Origin of the sequence: Moorena sp. SIO4A5, from assembly GCF_010672005.1 — a bacterium.
In the GTDB taxonomy this organism is placed as follows: Bacteria; Cyanobacteriota; Cyanobacteriia; order Cyanobacteriales; family Coleofasciculaceae; genus Moorena.
Map to the genome: position 1 here is coordinate 17,232 of NZ_JAAHHZ010000069.1, position 17,864 is coordinate 35,095.

The 17,864-nt window shown below is 42.5% G+C and carries 14 protein-coding genes; 9 read left to right on the plus strand and 5 right to left on the minus strand.

Annotation, left to right across the window (positions count from 1 at the left end):
* Positions 1-9 precede the first annotated feature (9 nt).
* Positions 10-1,242, plus strand: a complete 1,233-nt coding sequence (thrC, locus tag F6K57_RS20845; RefSeq protein WP_293070410.1) for a threonine synthase — start codon at positions 10-12, stop codon at positions 1,240-1,242.
* A gap of 213 nt (positions 1,243-1,455) precedes the next feature.
* On the opposite strand, the gene F6K57_RS20850 is transcribed toward thrC, so the two are convergent.
* Complete coding sequence (locus tag F6K57_RS20850) at positions 1,456-3,192, minus strand: anhydro-N-acetylmuramic acid kinase (protein ID WP_293070412.1); 1,737 nt, start codon at positions 3,190-3,192, stop codon at positions 1,456-1,458.
* A gap of 4 nt (positions 3,193-3,196) precedes the next feature.
* The gene (locus F6K57_RS20855; RefSeq protein ID WP_293070414.1) at positions 3,197-3,895 is read right to left on the minus strand and encodes a class I SAM-dependent methyltransferase; all 699 of its coding nucleotides are present in this window, start codon (positions 3,893-3,895) and stop codon (positions 3,197-3,199) included.
* A gap of 647 nt (positions 3,896-4,542) precedes the next feature.
* Between F6K57_RS20855 and F6K57_RS20860 the strand changes: the two genes are divergently transcribed.
* Positions 4,543-4,857 (plus strand): hypothetical protein, encoded by a 315-nt coding sequence (locus F6K57_RS20860; RefSeq protein ID WP_293070416.1) that lies wholly within the window; start codon positions 4,543-4,545, stop codon positions 4,855-4,857.
* Between the two features lie 414 nt (positions 4,858-5,271).
* Here F6K57_RS20860 and F6K57_RS20865 read toward each other — a convergent pair whose 3' ends face one another.
* Both F6K57_RS20865 and F6K57_RS20870 read right to left on the minus strand, forming a co-directional pair.
* On the minus strand, positions 5,272-6,513 hold the full coding sequence (locus F6K57_RS20865; RefSeq protein ID WP_293070418.1) for a glycosyltransferase family 1 protein: 1,242 nt from the start codon (positions 6,511-6,513) through the stop codon (positions 5,272-5,274).
* A gap of 55 nt (positions 6,514-6,568) precedes the next feature.
* Positions 6,569-8,248 (minus strand): capsule biosynthesis protein, encoded by a 1,680-nt coding sequence (locus F6K57_RS20870; protein WP_293070420.1) that lies wholly within the window; start codon positions 8,246-8,248, stop codon positions 6,569-6,571.
* 155 nt (positions 8,249-8,403) lie between these two features.
* On the opposite strand from F6K57_RS20870, the gene pip reads away from it, so the two are divergent.
* From pip to F6K57_RS20905, 7 genes are all read left to right on the plus strand, one after another.
* Positions 8,404-9,348: a prolyl aminopeptidase gene (gene pip / locus F6K57_RS20875; RefSeq protein ID WP_293070422.1), complete on the plus strand. Its 945-nt coding sequence runs from the start codon at positions 8,404-8,406 to the stop codon at positions 9,346-9,348.
* A 326-nt stretch (positions 9,349-9,674) separates the two neighbouring features.
* Positions 9,675-10,355 (plus strand): deoxyribose-phosphate aldolase, encoded by a 681-nt coding sequence (gene deoC, locus F6K57_RS20880; protein WP_293046897.1) that lies wholly within the window; start codon positions 9,675-9,677, stop codon positions 10,353-10,355.
* 126 nt (positions 10,356-10,481) lie between these two features.
* On the plus strand, positions 10,482-11,417 hold the full coding sequence (gene recO / locus F6K57_RS20885; RefSeq protein WP_293070424.1) for a DNA repair protein RecO: 936 nt from the start codon (positions 10,482-10,484) through the stop codon (positions 11,415-11,417).
* 267 nt (positions 11,418-11,684) lie between these two features.
* Positions 11,685-13,133, plus strand: a complete 1,449-nt coding sequence (locus F6K57_RS20890; protein ID WP_293070426.1) for an MFS transporter — start codon at positions 11,685-11,687, stop codon at positions 13,131-13,133.
* 12 nt (positions 13,134-13,145) lie between these two features.
* The gene (locus F6K57_RS20895) at positions 13,146-14,303 is read left to right on the plus strand and encodes a glycosyltransferase family 4 protein (RefSeq protein WP_293070428.1); all 1,158 of its coding nucleotides are present in this window, start codon (positions 13,146-13,148) and stop codon (positions 14,301-14,303) included.
* A gap of 413 nt (positions 14,304-14,716) precedes the next feature.
* Entirely contained in the window at positions 14,717-15,889 is a 1,173-nt protein-coding gene (locus tag F6K57_RS20900) for a transposase (protein WP_293025204.1), read from the plus strand.
* Positions 15,890-16,030: 141 nt separating this feature from the next.
* Positions 16,031-16,609 carry a Uma2 family endonuclease gene (locus tag F6K57_RS20905; protein WP_293070430.1) on the plus strand — a complete coding sequence of 193 codons (579 nt, stop codon included), beginning with the start codon at positions 16,031-16,033 and terminating at the stop codon, positions 16,607-16,609.
* A gap of 110 nt (positions 16,610-16,719) precedes the next feature.
* Here F6K57_RS20905 and lpxB read toward each other — a convergent pair.
* Positions 16,720-17,864, minus strand: a 1,145-nt coding sequence (gene lpxB / locus F6K57_RS20910; RefSeq protein ID WP_293070432.1) for a lipid-A-disaccharide synthase, incomplete at its 5' end; no start/stop codon positions are given.

Genomic DNA, 17,864 nt, shown 5'->3' on the forward strand with positions numbered 1-17,864 from the left:
AAAGGTTCCATGAATATGTATATTGAAGGAGCAAAATGTATCCGTTGTAATAAAGAATGGCAAATTTCAGAAATTCGCTATCAATGTCCTACCTGCCAAGGAAATTTAGATATAGCTTATAATTACAAAGCTTTACGTAACAACTACCCCAAAACTAGCTTCCGTCAAAACAAACTTTACTCCATCTGGCGATATCTGCCTTTTCTACCGCTGAAAAAAATGCCAGAACGACCACTACAATTGGGCTGGACACCTCTTTATCCAGTCCCCAATGAGTATGGTATCAAGCTTTTTATCAAAGATGAGGGACGAAATCCTAGCGGTTCTCTCAAAGATCGTGCGACAGCGATTGTTTTGGAAGCGGCACAAGAGGCAGGTATTACCCATCTCACAACTGCCTCTACTGGTAATGCCGGATCATCTTTAGCCTGTTTATCTGCCAGTATGGGAATAGAAACGACCGTTTTTGTGCCGGATAAGGCACCGGAAGCTAAGATAGCCCAAATGTGTATTTTTGGGACTCGTGTGTATAGTGTCATTGGTTCTTATGATGATGCTTATGACCTCTGCATACGTGCCTCTAATTTATTGGGATGGTATAACCGAAGTACCGGATATAATCCCCTAACACGGGAAGGCAAAAAAACCTGTGCTTATGAAATTTGTGAACAGCTAGATTGGCATGTCCCTGACTGGGTAATAGTTTCGGTTGGCGATGGGAATATTTTGAGCGGATTATGGAAGGGATTTAAAGACCTTTATGGGATCGGTTATATAGACCATTTGCCAAAAATGGTAGGAGTTCAATCTTTCGCCAGTAATGCCATTGCTCTTTCAGTGCGGTCTGCTAAAAATAACGCAAGCATTGATATAGAATCTGTTCAGGCATCAACTATTGCAGATAGCATTTCCGTAAATACACCCCGTGATGGGGTATTTGCAGTGAAGGCCATTCTGGAATCAAGAGGAATGATAATTGAAGTGACTGATGAAAAAATTTTAATGGCAATCAAGACAGTAGCGCAACGGTGGGGTATTTTTGGAGAGCCAGCGGGTGTAGCTTGTGTAGCTGGTCTGGAGAAACTTTGGGAAGATGGTACCCTGAAATCGGGTGAAGTGGTAGTCTGTATCATTACCGGAAATGGCTTAAAAGATGTAGGTTCTGCTTTGAAGGCATCGCTTAATAGGGTCAGGGTAATAGAATCTCAATCAGACTTAACACAAGTTCTCAGAAGAATTTAAGGTAGAGTGAAGAAAACAACAATTTAGAACTTGAATCATATCGTTAAAAAGGGCAAAGGACAGTTTTAAAGTCAAAATAAAACGAAGAAATTGAAAAAAAAACCTTAAATTTTATTCAAATTTCCTGAAATTTAAATTTCAACTTAACCCTTCTATTGACTCATTGTTCAAGCTTTAGTCTAAACTCAAGTAGTAAGCCTTCTAGCCTGTACATCAGACTACACAAGTGCCGGAATCCCCCTTGAACGAATCGAGCACCTGAAGCTCAATTGACGAAAAATTATTCCCAGGACAAATTTTTCCACCTACAACCGGATGGGATGCACCAGTACATGATGGCACAAAGTTGTAGAGTCCTTTTATACAGAGGAATCCCATCATTGCATACAAGACAGTTTCCCAAGATTTTTCTTCAAATCCTAGATCATTGAGAGAACGTAAAGTCTGAATATCTTGTCCAAGAGCATGACACAAATTTACTCGTAGTCTTTCCATAAAATAAGGGTTATTACGAACACCACCTCTGACAATGATATCGTCAGTACATGGTCCAAATTTTTTACACGCAAGTGCAATTGTGATCGCGCTAAGTTCTGTCAGAGTTGCAACAAAATCTTGATCTGTACAGCCAAGTTCTTTTGCTTGCTGATGCCACTGATCAAAGCACGAACGTGTAAAATCATCAGGACCTACTGATATGGGAAGCTGATTTTTTTGAAAATGAGGGTGTTGCAACATCTCATCTAATAATGCTTTATTTATCTTCCCAGTAAGACCTAACTTTCCATCTTTATCATATTCTAGGTTAGGATCACATTTATTTGCAGCCCAGTCTATATAGAGAACGCCTAATCCAGGATCAAGTCCAGAAGGAAGTTCTACAGAACCTTGGGGTGGACAAAATGTCACGGAAGAAGTTCCACCAATGTTGATGCAAATACGCCACATTGAACTTTCTACTGGAGGGCGTAACATGAGGTAATCATAAGTACAGGTGCATGGTGAACCATTACCACCTGCTGCTACATCTGCTGAACGAAAATCTCCTACTGTTGTGATACCAAGTCCTTGAGCAATAGATGATAATTCACCAATTTCCCAGTGGGGATGTCCATGAATAGTCTGACCATGAGAAGATATCAAATCAATTGTTGTTTTAGCAATAGAATGCTTAGCAAGGAATGTCAGTGCTGTTTCAACAAAATGTTTTGCTATCCCATAATTTGCCGCATTACATCCTTGCCAGTTACCTTCTCGTAAAGTAAATATTTCTTGACGCTTTTCTTTTAACCAGGGAAAGGTTTCAAAGGCAACAACATGATATTTGAGCTCTGAAACCGTCCGAGACGAGGATAACAGAGGTTCTTCAAAATCAACTACAACTATGTCGATTCCATCAACCGCATTCCCAGACTGTATCCCCAATACTCTGGTTAACTTGGTTGACGGTATTGCCTTTTTTACTTTCAAAACTGTTGTATGTCTATTCCGAAACGGATCATCAAACGTAATGACAACAGCAAAGCCTTCTTTAATAAATGCTCTGCTTGATGCTACATTACTTGCATGGACCATTACATAGATTTCTTTAATATCTTGATGCTGTGTAAAAATAGATTTTTTTGCACAGTTTACAAGCGCAGTTCCAATACCCATGCCCCTGTGCTCAGAATGAACGACAAATTCTATAATTTCAGCTGATGTCTTTTCGCCATAGTGATGGCAAAACTGTCCTCCTAATTCTGCTGTAATTAAGCCAACCATAATTTCCCCTGAAAATGCGCCCCAGGCAAATATTTTTCCACTTTTCAGTTTTTTAAAATGGTCTCGAATCCGTTGATCAGGACACCAATTATATTCTGTTTTTCCATGGGTAAATAGAAAGCTTATTAATGTTTCTGCTTTAAACGTCTTTGGCAAAAGTTTGTATTCAATACTTGATAATTTCATATTCTTACTCTAGAACTTGATAGACATCCTCTGTATAATGCAAGTCTGGCGTATTGATATACTCAGTCATATTGGTACAATAATTTTTAATATTGTGATGGAGGGATTTCCACAAACCTTCATTCGTCATATTCTCAGCCTCATCCATAAAACCAAAGGCTCTAAATCTATCTATTCTATTGGCAAGAATAATATGACCTCCCCTTTTAGTTACTCTCACAAATTCTCTCAGCAATTGAGGATGGTTGACATGTATGAGGACACCTATAGATATAATGGCATCAAAAAAATTATCTTCAAAAGCAAGAGGTTTATATAGATCTGCCCAATTAAGGCATTCATAATTGCCATCAGTTTTCGCCTTTTCCAGCATCTGTGTAGAAATATCGATACCCCATAGTCTTTTATAATTATATCTAGCTAGTTCTTGACCAATCAAACCAGTACCCACGCCTGCATCTAAAATCAATTGATGTGGAAACACAAACTTCCTTATAATTGGAATAATATATTCAGGATACCAACCAAACTCTTCACGCATAAAAACATCATAAGAATCCGCTAGCAGATCATACTCATTTTGTGTTTCATTACCTAAAATAGAATATTCTATACCATCTTTAAACAATGTTTGTGATGCATCAGAATATCTATTTCGGAATTCTTCGAGATTCATGAAATCTTCTGATTTTTGCTTGCTCATAGCTCTTCGCTCCTCTTATGTTATTGAAAAGTTACATAGTAAAGTGAATAAGTTCTTTAATTTTAAAGGCTCAAAAGCATATATTGATTAGCTTTGCTTCCCAGGGTAAGCGCAAGAATCAATAAGCCGTAGCTTATTGAGAAAAAAACCACGTCATTCTCAACAAATTAACTCTATTGCGAGTACAGTTCGACGAGATTATAGGGGTTTCGAGCCACGAGCAACCGAGATCCAGCCAATGCACATTATGGGCAATTTTTTCTTGCGCTTACCCTGCTTTGCTTCCTTAACTATCATGTTAATATTTTACTACAAATAAAGGCAGATCAACATAAGTCCTACATTCTTATTTGGGGTAAAACTGGCGAAGCTGTCACCAAGTGCAGGATAAACTGGAAACAGCTACTGTGTAAGGCTTTCAGAAAGTGAAAACGTGGATCTTTGCAGTCGTGAAGATATTGCAGCTTCTGGGTAGTTTCTGCAAAATTGGGCTGGAATAGCTCAAATGAATAAATAGCTAAAATATATACACAGCAAAGGTTTCAGCGATTTTTTAAACCTTACTATTTTAATCATCCTAACTGGGGGGGCGACATCAGAGCTAAAAAGTAGACTGTATAAGCTTCATAGCTCTCATACCTGTCTTGATGCAGTCGCTGGGGGAACGGCAGTTGCTGGGGGAACGGCAGTTGCTGGGGGAACGGCAGTTGCTGGGGGAACGGCAGTTGCTGGGGGAACGGCAGTTGCTGGGGGAACGGCAGTTGCTGGGGGAACGGCAGTTGCTCATGGGGGGAACCATGGCAGTTGCTGGGGGAACGGCAGTCGCTCATGGGGGGAACCCCCAAGACCGCGCTGCCTCCCCAAGACCGCACTGCCTCCCCAAGACCGCACTGCCTCCCCAAGACCGCACTGCCTCCCCAAGACCGCACTGCCTCCCCAAGACCGCGCTGCATCGCTCGTAAATAATTACTGAGGGGGTGACATGAGCCCTGAAAAGCTTACTAAATAAAGCCTTGATGCCAATTATCATAAGAATTGATCAACTCCCAAATTGACCCTCCTGTGATTTAATGGCAAGCTCAAACCCTTATAACTACGTCCAAGGTCAGCCCAAAACAGCATGTATCTTTTAGGTGCTACCCGTGGCGAATTTAATTCGCCAAGGTCAAGAGCACCGATTAAGTAACAGATGGGCTGAACATATTACCCAGTAAGGATTTTAGCTTGCATGTCACCCCCCCAACTTCGTCAGTTGTGTCAACACAGCCTCGATTGTCGGAAAGTTTCTTTCTACTCTTTATTTCTTTTGTCAAGTACAATTTATACCAAATTCAATGGGATTACCCTGCTGATTAATTGTTTTATTAATTATCTCATTAATTATCTACAAAGCTCGTTCCCTCAACTACTTTTCCCCCTTTTCCATTTCCTACTAAAGATGTATAGGCTGCTAGAGTTTCCCTTGCCGTTCTCTCCCAAGAGAATAGCATTGCTCTTTCCTTACCCTTTCTAATCAATTCCTCCCGGAATTGAGAATTACTGATAACCTTGACCATAGCATCTGCTAATTCAATAGGCTGATTAGGGTCAATTAAAATTGCGGCATCTCCCGCTACTTCAGGCAGGGATGAAGTATTAGAGGTAATCACAGGGGCACCCAAAGTCATCGCTTCTAAGACAGGTAGACCAAACCCTTCATAGTAGGAAGGATACACAAAAACATCTGCATTTGAGTAAAACCAGGCTACCAGTTGATCCGATAAGTAGCCCAGATGATGAATATGGTGTTTCCACGGGGATCTAGCAATAGCTGCAAAAATAGATTCATAAGACCATCCTTTTTGTCCAATCAGTACTAACTGATGCTCAATTTGATGCCGTTGTTTTAAATAATTAAATGCTGCAATCAGAGTATTAATATTTTTCCTCGGCTCAAGAGTACTCACAAATAAAATATAGGGTTGGGCGAAGTCGTAATTAACTGATGTCAGCAAAGACTCCACCTGGGTATTCGGTAAATCTAGTGTATTCGGTAAATCTAGAGTAGAGTAACGGCTAGCTTGAGGAATAACTTGGATGTTGTCAGGATTCACTCCTAAGTAATTGACGATATCTTGTTTAGTAGACTGGGAAACAGTAATTACTAAATCAGTCCACCGTAAACATTGTTTTACCCGAGCAGTATAGCTTTTAACAATTGAGTTAACATACTGAGGATATTTCATAAAGGTTAGGTCATGAATCGTCATCAACCGCAAGCTTTTTTGACAGGGATAAACGACATGATCAGTACCATGGACGATATCAGGATTGCCTAAGTATTGCTCACAATAAGGTAAGATTGGATTAGGTATAGTGGCTAGTAAACTAGAGATTGTAACCGGTAACGGTATAGTTTTAATCTCTATATTCTTAATCTCTAAATGCCTAGTTAGCACTTCCAGAAATGACCAATCACGAGATAACCATTTTCTTACACTTGGTTGATAGGCGACACTTAACTTAAAGTCTTCCTGACCTTGTAGCTTATGGAGTGCCTGAATTAAATTTAAGGCATACATCCCAATGCCACTTAATTTATGGCGGATTGGTGTAGCATCAACAGCAATTTTAATCATATTTAAATCATTAGTTGTAACCCAAGTAAAATTATAATTGCTACTTGATAATTAACTAATGACTATAGATAAACTCTGTTCCGGTCAAGATGCCGTCACAAATAACATCTAATCCTTTACTTTGACCAGGAATAAATTCATTGAGATCACATACCTGAAGTTTAAATTCCGATGGATTACTAGCTTCGGTGGTCATCTCTAGGGGAATCATGCGGCGGAAGAAAAAGTGATAGGCATACTTTCTTGCTCGTTTGATGATTGCCTCAGGTAAGCCATGCCCTAGGGGTAACTGATCTAAATACTGAACATACTCCTCTACAGAACTGGCATCCATAGTGATGCCTTTATTACGAATCCACGCTTCTCCTGCAACAATTACAGGTATGCCCATGCTAGTTAATTCTACGCCCATTTTAGTGCCATAGATCAGAGCCGCATTACATTGGAGGATAGCAGCATAGGTGCTAACGGTACTTTCTGGGGGAATAACAAATACATTTGGAGGGAGAGTGGGGAAAACCTGACGAATTTCCTCAAACAAGGGTTGACGCGATCGCAAAGTCCCTCGAATTTCTGCTGGGTGGATCCGAATTAACAACTGTAACTCTGGTCTTTTAGCAAAATACCGAATAGTTGTCAATACCCATTCCAGCATATTAGGAAAAGCATTAACTGGGTAATGGAGTTGAGCATCCCACATCACATTAGTCAGTAACCCAATACAAGGACGAGAAAAGTCTACTCCTACCGCATCAGTAATTTTGGTCAGGTCAAATTGAGGACTTTCATGGAACCAAATCCAATCCTGAGTTCCTTGCCAGCGACTTTTCAAATAGTCCATCAACTTCTGTTCCATCTGGGAAGTCCACGGTATAGTTTCCCAATTACTGACTGGCTCCCACATCAACTGGTGATGATAGGTTTCATGGTGACTAAAGATAAAGCATTGTTTGCGATAAGCAGGATTCCAGTTGACCACCCGCACCCCTTCCTGACGGGCTACTTCACCAGTCAACCCCTGAGGAACATAAATGCCGTGGTTAAATACAGCACACTCAACCTTAACGGTTTGCAGCAACCGACGGGTCGCCCAAGTGGTCAGGATTGCTGCTTGGAAGTAACGCTTGAGAATCGGCTCAGCATTGGGTTCCCCTTCCAGAGAAGCACGAGCATAAAATCGCAGAGCTCCTGCTAAAGCGTGTTCCCCCACAGCTACCCCATTTAGGGTGTACTTTTCAATCTCAGCAATCGTGAGACTACTAGCTATCTCCTTGGCCTGTTGGTAATCTGTATCTGTGAGAAAGTCACTGTAGCGATGAATAGTCAATCCTAGGGGCTTATAGATCCGATCGGCTAGGGGAAAGCAGTCGTTACACAAGTCACGTTTAGGACCATGGTTTACAAACAAATCCTGTTTGGGATAAAAACTGACATCACACCAAAAACAAGCTGGTAAAATACCATCACAGAGCAAAATGTGAACTTGAGCACCCCTGAGGGTTAACCCCACTGCTAGTAGACTTTCTAAAGTGATGGAATGGATTTCACCACCGACACTAGTAGCTACCAGAATCTTAGAGCCAGTTTGGGCAGCCTTTAGGGCATGCCATTGGTTTAGAGACCCTTTCAAGACCAAATCCCACCTGGGCTGATCTCGAATAATGCGCTGTCTACGCTTATAGAGCTTAACCCTGCGATGAAGGGATTTGTTCCGCTTGAGAAACTCTTTGATCATTTGATGGTTGACGGTTGACGGTTGACGGTTGAGTGTGAACAGCTAACACTCAGCTAAGCCGGATTACTAGCATATTACTTTCACCATAGAGGTTTGGAGATCATTGCTTTTGTATGTACTGTATTTACTGAACACTGTAACCCTAAGCCAAAAATATGCGAGAACTCTATCCCCCCATCGAACCATACAACCAGCAAACCCTAACAGTTTCTAACCTCCACACCATTTATTTTGAAGAGTCGGGTAACCCACAAGGTCAGCCAGTAGTGGTGTTACACGGAGGACCAGGAGGTGGTAGCCAACCCGTTTATCGCCAATACTTTGACCCACAGAAATGGCGAATTGTGATGTTTGACCAACGGGGTTGTGGTCAAAGTATCCCCCATGCTGAACTTGAGCAGAACACTACCTGGGATTTAGTTAGTGATATCGAAAAACTGCGAGTAAAACTGGGTATTGAGCAGTGGGTAGTTTTTGGCGGTAGTTGGGGTAGTACTCTGTCTTTAGCCTATAGTCAAACCCATCCTGAACGCTGTCTAGGACTGATATTGCGCGGCATTTTTATGCTCAGGCAAAAGGAAATTCGTTGGTTCTATCAGGAGGGAACAAGCTATATTTTTCCTGATGCTTGGGAAGACTATATCAAGCCGATTCCAGAAGCAGAACGCCATGATCTAATTTCTGCTTACTATCGACGGTTGACCAGTCCGGATCCTCAAACCCGCAATTCAGCAGCTCGGGCTTGGTCAATTTGGGAAGCAAGTACTAGTAAACTCTTCCAAGACCCAACCCTAATCCAAAAGTTTGGTGAGGGTGAATTTGCTGATGCCTTTGCCAGAATTGAGTGTCATTACTTTGTCAATAAAGGCTTTTTTGAACGAGAAGACCAGTTACTGAGGAATGTAGATCGGATTAAATCTATCCCTGGAGTGATTGTCCAAGGACGCTATGATGTGGTTTGTCCGATGGTATCAGCTTGGGAATTACATCGGGCTTGGCCAGAAGCTGAGTTGATTGTGGTACCTGATGCCGGTCATTCCATGGCAGAACCAGGTATCCGCAGTGCTTTGCTCGAAGCAACGGATAAGTTTTTAATCTGACGGGGTGACAGCAGCCTTGTTAGGCATGCAGCAATGCTGCATCAAGAAGGGACGGTTGAATCAGGTTGGGGACAGTTGACCGTTGACGGTTAACTGTTAGAGTTGTGCTTTGGTTGATTGTAAGCATTCAGCTATCAGCATTCAGGATTCAGATATCAGCTTATCCGTTACAGATGGTGCTATCAGCTATCAGCCGCGTAGCGTGGTCTTGGCCAACGGCTGACCGCTGACCGCTGAATACTTACGGTTGATTTTTCCTTAAGTATCTTAATTTTTTGATAAATTTTGATAAATAATGATATAGGAGTCTCAAATAAAGCCTAGCGATGGATATAGACTATCCAGACATTGATATTGCTCCCCTAATCGACCATGCCCTGCTTATTCCCACGGCTACACCAGAGCAGGTGGAAAAATGGTGTCAAGAGGCAGACCAATATAAGTTTGCTACAGTGTGTGTCCCGCCAGTTTACGTTAAACAAGCGGCTGAACTCCTCCACAGTAGAGTACCAAAGGTTTGTACTGTCATTGGTTTTCCGATCGGTGCTACAACACCCACTGCTAAGCTTTATGAAGCCCAAGAGGCAGTGGAAAATGGAGCGACAGAGCTAGATGTAATGATTCACCTCGGTGCTTTGAAAGTGGGTAAAACAGAGGAACTTTACCAAGAAATTGCCCAAATCTGTGAAGAAACGGGTAAAACTGTCAAAGTAATCTTGGAAACTACTGTGCTGAGTGATACGGAAAAACGTCTTGCTGCGGAAATCTGTATGGATGCTGGGGCGCAATTTATCAAAACCAGCACTGGCTGGAATGGTGGTGCCACAGTTGATGATGTCCGATTGTTGAAAAAAGTGACTAAGGGACAAGTTGGAATCAAGGCATCAGGAGGTATCCGAACCATCGAGCAAGCTTTCGATTTAGTCATTGCTGGAGCAACTAGATTAGGCACCTCCCGTGGTCCTGACTTGCTGCGACAACGGGATAACTTGGAAATTAAAAATTAAGAATTAAAAATTAAGAATTAAAAATTAAGAATTAAGAATTAAAAATTAAGAATTAAGAATTAAACTTAAAAATTAAAAATTAAAAATTAAGAATTAAACTTAAAAATTAGCAAGTAATAATGACTAATGAGTCAAACCTACAAAGCCACTGGAATTAATCTGAAAAGTATACCGCTGGGGGAAGCGGACAGGTTGGTGACAATTTTAACTAGGGAGTTGGGTCTGATTCGGGTAGTGGCACCAGGGGCAAGGAAGCAGAAATCGAAGTTAGGTGGTAGGAGTGGTTTGTTTGTGGTCAATCAACTACTGCTGGCAAAAGGGCGATCGCTAGATAAAATTATCCAAGCAGAAACTACCGAATCTTACCCAGGATTGAGTCAGGAGCTCAGTAAACTGGCAGCTAGCCAGTATCTGGCAGAATTAGTTCTCTGTCATGCTTTGAGTGAGCAGCCTCAGGAAGAACTCTACGAACTACTTAATGAACATCTACGGCGTCTTGAGCAGTTACCTAAAATTACGGCTAATCCCTCAGGGTTGTCTTTAGTGTTAGCTCATTTGTCCCATGGTGTCTTTCACCTGCTTGCCCTGGCCGGAATTGCACCTCAAGTACAATTGTGTTGTATCACACAACACAGTTTAAGACCAGATTTAACTGACCCGAATTGGCGGGTTGGTTTTAGTGTAGAAGCTGGTGGAACTATTAGTTTAGTCAGTAATCAGTCCAATCGGAACCATTTACCTAATCAAACTATTCCGAATCAAGAACAGACCTTGACTGAAACCATTGACAACCCTGATACTGATGTCATCCTACCCCCTCCTCCACGAGTAAATCATAAGCTGAATGCTCTGGAGTTAACTCTGCTTCAACAACTGGCAGCTGCTGAATTACCTCAGCTGAGTACACTATTAAAAGACCAATTGGGAGGGTGGAAGGCGGCTGAGTCTGTAGATTCACTATGGGTGAAGTTGGAGCGAATTTTAAGAGACTACGCTCAGTATCACTTTGGTCGCTCAATTCGCTCAGCGGCTTTAGTGGATGCGTTGTCGTCTGTTAATTAATACTAATAATGAGTGTCTGTTAATAGTTAATAGGTAATAGTTAATAGGTAATAGGTGATATATAATGGGTAATAAATAATAGTTAATGGATAATTAAAATCTAATTGTGGTGTTGAACAGCAGCAATAGTAAGGTCTTAAATTATCAATTACCAATTACCAGTTAATAATTACCAATTACCGATTTAATAATCCATTCATAGTAACAGTATGACGATGGACAAAAGTTGTTATTGGTAAAAAAAAAGCCTATCCAAGAAAAGCCAGAATGCAATCATCGGAGACTGGAAAAAACCAAAAACACTCCCCAGACCCCACGTCTGATTTCACCAAGTCTGATTTGGTGGCAAAACCCTCATCGAGCAGTGATGAGCTAAGGGATCAGGAACTGGATTCATCGCCGGATAAAGGATTTATACCAGTTCTAAAAAATTCCAACTTCTTAGCCCTATGGAGTGGTCAAGTCTTCTCTCAGCTAGCAGACAAGGTTTATCTGGTGTTAATGATTGCCTTGATAACCAGTCGCTTTCAAGACGCTGATCAAACTATCAGTGGCTGGGTATCAGCGATTATGATTGCCTTTACCATCCCAGCAGTTCTATTTGGTTCCTTGGCTGGCGTCTATGTGGATCGGTGGTCAAAAAAAGATGTGCTGGTACTAACCAATCTGTTGCGAGGGGCACTGGTGTTGTTAGTGCCTGGGTTGTTGTCTTTAACTCAAGGCTCGACATCAGTCTCCAATCTGCCACTAGGCTTTTATGTCTTATTAGTGATTACCTTTCTAGTCTCTACCCTGACCCAATTTTTTGCCCCAGCAGAACAAGCGGTAATTCCCTTGATTGTGAAACCGCAGCACCTACTGTCGGCCAACTCTCTATATACTACAACCATGATGGCTTCCTTAATCATTGGTTTTGCTGTGGGTGAACCGTTGTTAGCGTTAGCAGATAGGTTGGGAGCTCAGCTACATTTCGGGGTGTACTTGGGGAAAGAAGTTTTGGTAGGAGGGTCTTATGCGATCGCAGGATTAGTATTGTTGTTACTGAGAACAGGAGAAAATCGGGCAAAGTCTAAGGCTGAGCAACCTCATGTGTGGGCAGACATTGCCGATGGTTTGCGTTACGTACAACACAATCGAAGTGTCCGCAATGCTATGATTCAGCAAGTTATCCTGTTTTCGGTTTTTGCTGCTTTAGCGGTTCTGGCGGTAAGACTCGCGGAAAACCTCCCTGGGATCACAGCTGCCCAGTTTGGCTTCTTGTTAGCAGCCGGTGGGATTGGGATGGGGATTAGTGCAGCAATCCTAGGAAACTGGTTTGATGACACCTCCCATGTCAATTTAAGTCTGTCTGGTTCTGTGGGTATGGGAGTAGCCTTAGTAGGGTTGTCCCTATTCACTAACAATCTCTGGCTGGCTTTACTCATGACCATGGTATTGGGCGGGTTTGGGGCTTTGGTGGGTATCCCGATGCAGACTACCATCCAGGCAGAAACACCAGAAGAGATGCGGGGCAAAGTTTTCGGACTACAAAACAATGCTATTAATATCGCCTTGAGTTTACCATTAGCCCTAGCGGGGATCGCAGAAACTTGGTTGGGTTTACAACTTGTATTTCTTGGTTTAGCAGCACTTGTGTTCTTAGGTGGGTTCTTAAACTGGTATATTTCCGGTAATAGATTAAATAATTTAAATAAACCTCATAATATAGAGACTTAACTACCAACCGGAATGCATATCGCCTGGCTCGGAAAAAAATCCCCTTTTTGTGGTAACGTCACCTACACTCGAGAAGTCACCAATGCTCTGCTAGACCGGAGCTACCAGGTCAGTTTCCTCCACTTTGCCCAAGAAGAAGAGGACCGAACTTGGTGGGGTTGTCAGGAGGTACCACTGCCTTGCTTGTACAAGTCTCAGATGTATACCATTCCAACCCTAACCGCCAGTAAGGTTTTGAAGCGATCGCTACAGGAGCTCAAACCTGACCTGGTTCATGCTTCCTTAACTTTATCTCCTTTAGACTTCCTGTTACCGGAAATCTGTACCGAACTCAATATACCCTTAGTGGCGACCTTCCATCCGCCCTTTGATGGTAAACGACGCAATTTGCAATCGGGAACCCAATTGCTGACCTATCAAGTTTATGCACCGTTTCTCGCCCACTACGACCGAGTGATTATCTTTTCTCAACTCCAACGGGATGTCCTAATCCGGGTTGGCGTTCCTGATCACAAGCTAGCAGTGATTCCCAATGGGGTGGATGTCCAGAAATATTCTCCAGGATACTCCCAGTTTACCTCTGAGTTTGCATCCGAGTTCAAAGGGCAACGCCTGTTTGTTTATCAAGGTCGGATTGCTACGGAAAAAAATGTTGAAGCGCTGCTGCGAGCGTGGAAACAATGTAACCTCGGTGAATCCAGTAAGCTAGTGATTGCTGGTGATGGACCGTTATTAGCTTCATTGAAACCATTTTATGGGGAAGAACACAATATCATTTGGCTAGGATTTGTGGCTTCCGAGCAACAACGGATTGAGATTTTGCGGGCAGCGGATGTGTTTATTTTACCTTCTCTATTGGAAGGGCTGTCCTTATCATTACTGGAAGCGATGGCTTGTGGTGTGGCTTGTGTAGCCACAGATGCTGGAGCTGATGGGGAAGTGTTAGAGGATGGTGCTGGGGTAATTCTCAATACCCATGGGGTGACATCCCAACTGAAAACCCTATTGCCCCTATTGCGTGACCACACAGACTGGACTACTTTGCTTGGTCAGAAAGCTAGGGCAAGGGTTCTAGAGCGCTATACCTTAAGTCGGAATATTACTCAGCTCGAAAGGCTTTATGAAGAGGTTGTACAAATTAGGCTTGTGCAATTGAGTCGTCGTGCTTAGTTTTTTTGTTGTTTGGGAATTTACCCTCATGCTCAGTTGCCCTTATGGTGAAGAGGGTATACAAACTTAATCTACTCCTCAATAACTTACGCACTCAGTCCTGTTTATAACTTAGAACCTACCCATAAGAGCTGAGTATTTCGAGTTTTGAAGGTTTCTTGCTACCCTTTGAGGAATAAGAAAGATATGCTTTACCGAAAAATTTGGGTTTAAAGCCCCGTCCTTCTAGGAGACGAAACCTGTTTATTGTGGAGCCTTATAACAATAGCCTTAACCCTTTTCTGCATAACCTGCCGACCATAAAGGCTCCACTATCTTACGGGAACTTTAACGGACGGCTTTTTTTTTGGAGAATATTTCGAAATTTTTATATTAAATGATGTAGAATAAAATAGAATGTGAGGTCGATACCGATGATTATTCTAGAGTTCAAAGCCTACGGCAAACGAAACCAATATTTAGCTATAGATGAAGCGCTCAGGACAGTAAAATTTATTCGCAATAGTTGCATCCGTTATTGGATGGACAATAAAGGAGTGAATAAATTTGACTTGAACAAATATAGTAAGATTTTAGCTAAACAGTTTCCGTTTGCAAATCAGTTAAACTCTACTGCTCGTCAGTCTAGTGCTGAAAGAGCATGGTCATCAATCGCCCGTTTTTATGAAAATTGTCAAAAAAAGGTACCTGGCAAGAAGGGTTTCCCAAAGTTTCAAAAACATTGCCGCTCGGTCGAATACAAGCAGTCTGGCTGGAAGTTGTCTCCAGACAAAAAATGGATCGTATTCAGCGACAAGAAAGGAATCGGAAAACTCAAGCTCAAGGGTACATGGGACTTGTGGAGATTTGACAAGAAGCAAATCAAGAGGGTTAGGATAGTTCGTCGAGCTGATGGATACTATGTTCAATTCTGCATCCAGGCTGATAATAATGAACAGTTAAAACCTGCTGATGCAACTATTGGCTTAGATGTTGGACTGAAGGATTTTTATACTGACTCTAAGGGAAATACTGAACCTAACCCTAGATTTTATCGAACGGGAGAGAAGAGACTGAAGTTTTATCAGCGACGAGTATCCCGAAAAAAGAAAGGCTCAGCCAATCGTCGAAAAGCCATTAATAGACTAGGCAGGACTCACCTCAAAATAAGTAGGCGGCGTGAAGAGCACGCTAAGAGACTAGCGCGCTGCGTAATCCGGTCTAACGATCTGGTTGCTTACGAAGATTTGAGGATAAAAAATCTGGTCAAAAACCATTGTCTAGCTAAGTCTATTAATGACGCAGGTTGGTATCAATTTAGAAAATGGTTGGAGCATTTTGGTGATAAATTTGGTAGGGTAACTGTCGCAGTCAACCCTGCTTATACTAGCCAAAACTGTTCTAATTGCGGCGAAGTGGTCAAAAAATCATTATCGACTCGAACCCACATCTGTAAGTGTGGATGTCAGTTAGACAGAGATCACAACGCCGCAATCAACATTCTTGAACGAGCTTTGAGTACGGTGGGGCACACCGGAACTCGGATCATAGATCCGAACGCTTGTGGAGAGGAGACCTCTACTGTTCTTGGTTCCGGCCTGGAATAGCAAGTCACCTCGTTGAAGCAAGAATCCCCGTTCTTATAGGAGGGGGAGTGTCAATTGGGTCGTCCCGGGCCAGACAATGATTCGTCTTAGTTGCGAAGCAATTGCTAGATATATCTATAAGGGATAACTTGAGATTTATCCATGAATACCCTTCCAATCAACATTCCTCCTAGCCTCAGAGTTACTGACGAGCAGTTTGAACAACTTGCTAGTGCTAATCGAGACTTACGGTTAGAGCGTAGTGCTACAGGAAAATTAATTGTCATGCCACCCACTGGGGGGAATACTGGAAAACGCAACATTGATATAGAAGGACAACTTTGGTTATGGAATCGCCAAACCAAACTGGGGGTTACCTTTAACTCCTCTACTGCTTTTCGACTTCCCAATGGGGCAATTCGTTCTCCGGATGCAGCTTGGGTTAGTCAAAAACGATGGAATGCATTAACCCCTGAACAACAAGAAACTTTCCCACCCCTTTGTCCTGATTTTGTGCTGGAGTTGCGTTCAAAGAGTGACAATATGGAACCGTTACGCCAAAAAATGCAGGAGTATATTGATAATCAACTGGGTTTGGGTTGGTTAATTGACCCTAATCATAAGACAGTTGAAATTTATCGACTCAATCAACCTGTAGAGGTCTTGAAATCTCCCAAAACATTATCCGGAGAAGATGTTTTACCTGGCTTTGTCTTAAACTTGGAATTTGTCTGGAATTAGCAGCATTGTAAGCATATGCGCGCTAGCTCCCAGCGTCGTTCGCACAGCGTGGCCAAAGGCCAAAGCCTGTGCCACCCAAGCTACTTGAGGTGCCATGAGCCTTTGACTACTTAGCTCATTAGTTGGAAAATTTCCTTAGCAGCGCGATCGCATACGCCCACTTCACCCAATAACTGGCGCATTTCATGATAATCCTTCAGGGTTTGCTGACGCCGTTCTTGATTAAAAAGGAGTTCCAAGGATTCCCGAACAATATTCTCTGGTGTGGCTTGCTCTTGTAACAACTCGGGCACAATGGAACGCATTACTACCAAGTTAGGGGGAGACATGAAGGGAATCGAAAATTTCAAGAAGGTGCGAGCAAGCCAGTAGGTAAAGGGATTAACTCGGTAGAAAACCACCTGAGGCACATCTAGTAGTGCTAGTTCCAAATTCACTGTACCTGACTTGGTAATGGCTAAATCAGCAGCAGCCAAGATTTGCTTAGTTTGACCAGCTACCACCTTAGCTTGTAAACCATAGCGCTGTACTGCTTCTTCAATGGGATGGCGATAGGCTTCTAAAGATAGGGGAATCCAAAATAGTGGTGAATCAGCTTGAAGGTTGGAAGGTGGCAAGGTGAATGTTGCTTGACTTTCCCTTAACCCTTCACCCTTCGACTGGCTAACCTGCGACCGTTGCTTAGTATCCAACAATTGTGACTGTAGCTGCTTGGCTGCTTCAAAGACTACAGGCATGAGATACTTAATTTCTTGTTGTCTAGAGGCAGGTAAAAGTGCGATCGCACTTTGTTCTGGAGCTATGCCTAGGGTAGCACGAGCCTCTTCCCGGCTTGGGCTAGATTCCATCCGATCTACCAGGGGATGACCTACCCAACTAACTGACGCTCCCTTTTCCACAAAGTAACGGGCTTCTTCTGGGAAAATAGCCAACATTCGATCAGTCATCTCCACAATCATCCTGGTGTTGCGCTTAGAGATAGACCAAACCCACTCTTGGGGAGCAATATAATAAACTACCGGTACTTGCGGTAGTTCACGGTTGAGAAAACTACCAATACTCAAATTTGGTCCCATGTAGTCAATCAGCACCACTAGGTCAGGGGGCTGCTGCCGGAGATACTGTTTGGCACGACCTTGGACTTTCAGGGTAGGCAGCACAAAGGGTAAAGATTCCAGAATTCCTACAGAACCAATACTGGTGGTATTACCCAACAGCTTCGCACCAGCTTGGGCCATTTGATCACCGCCTAGAG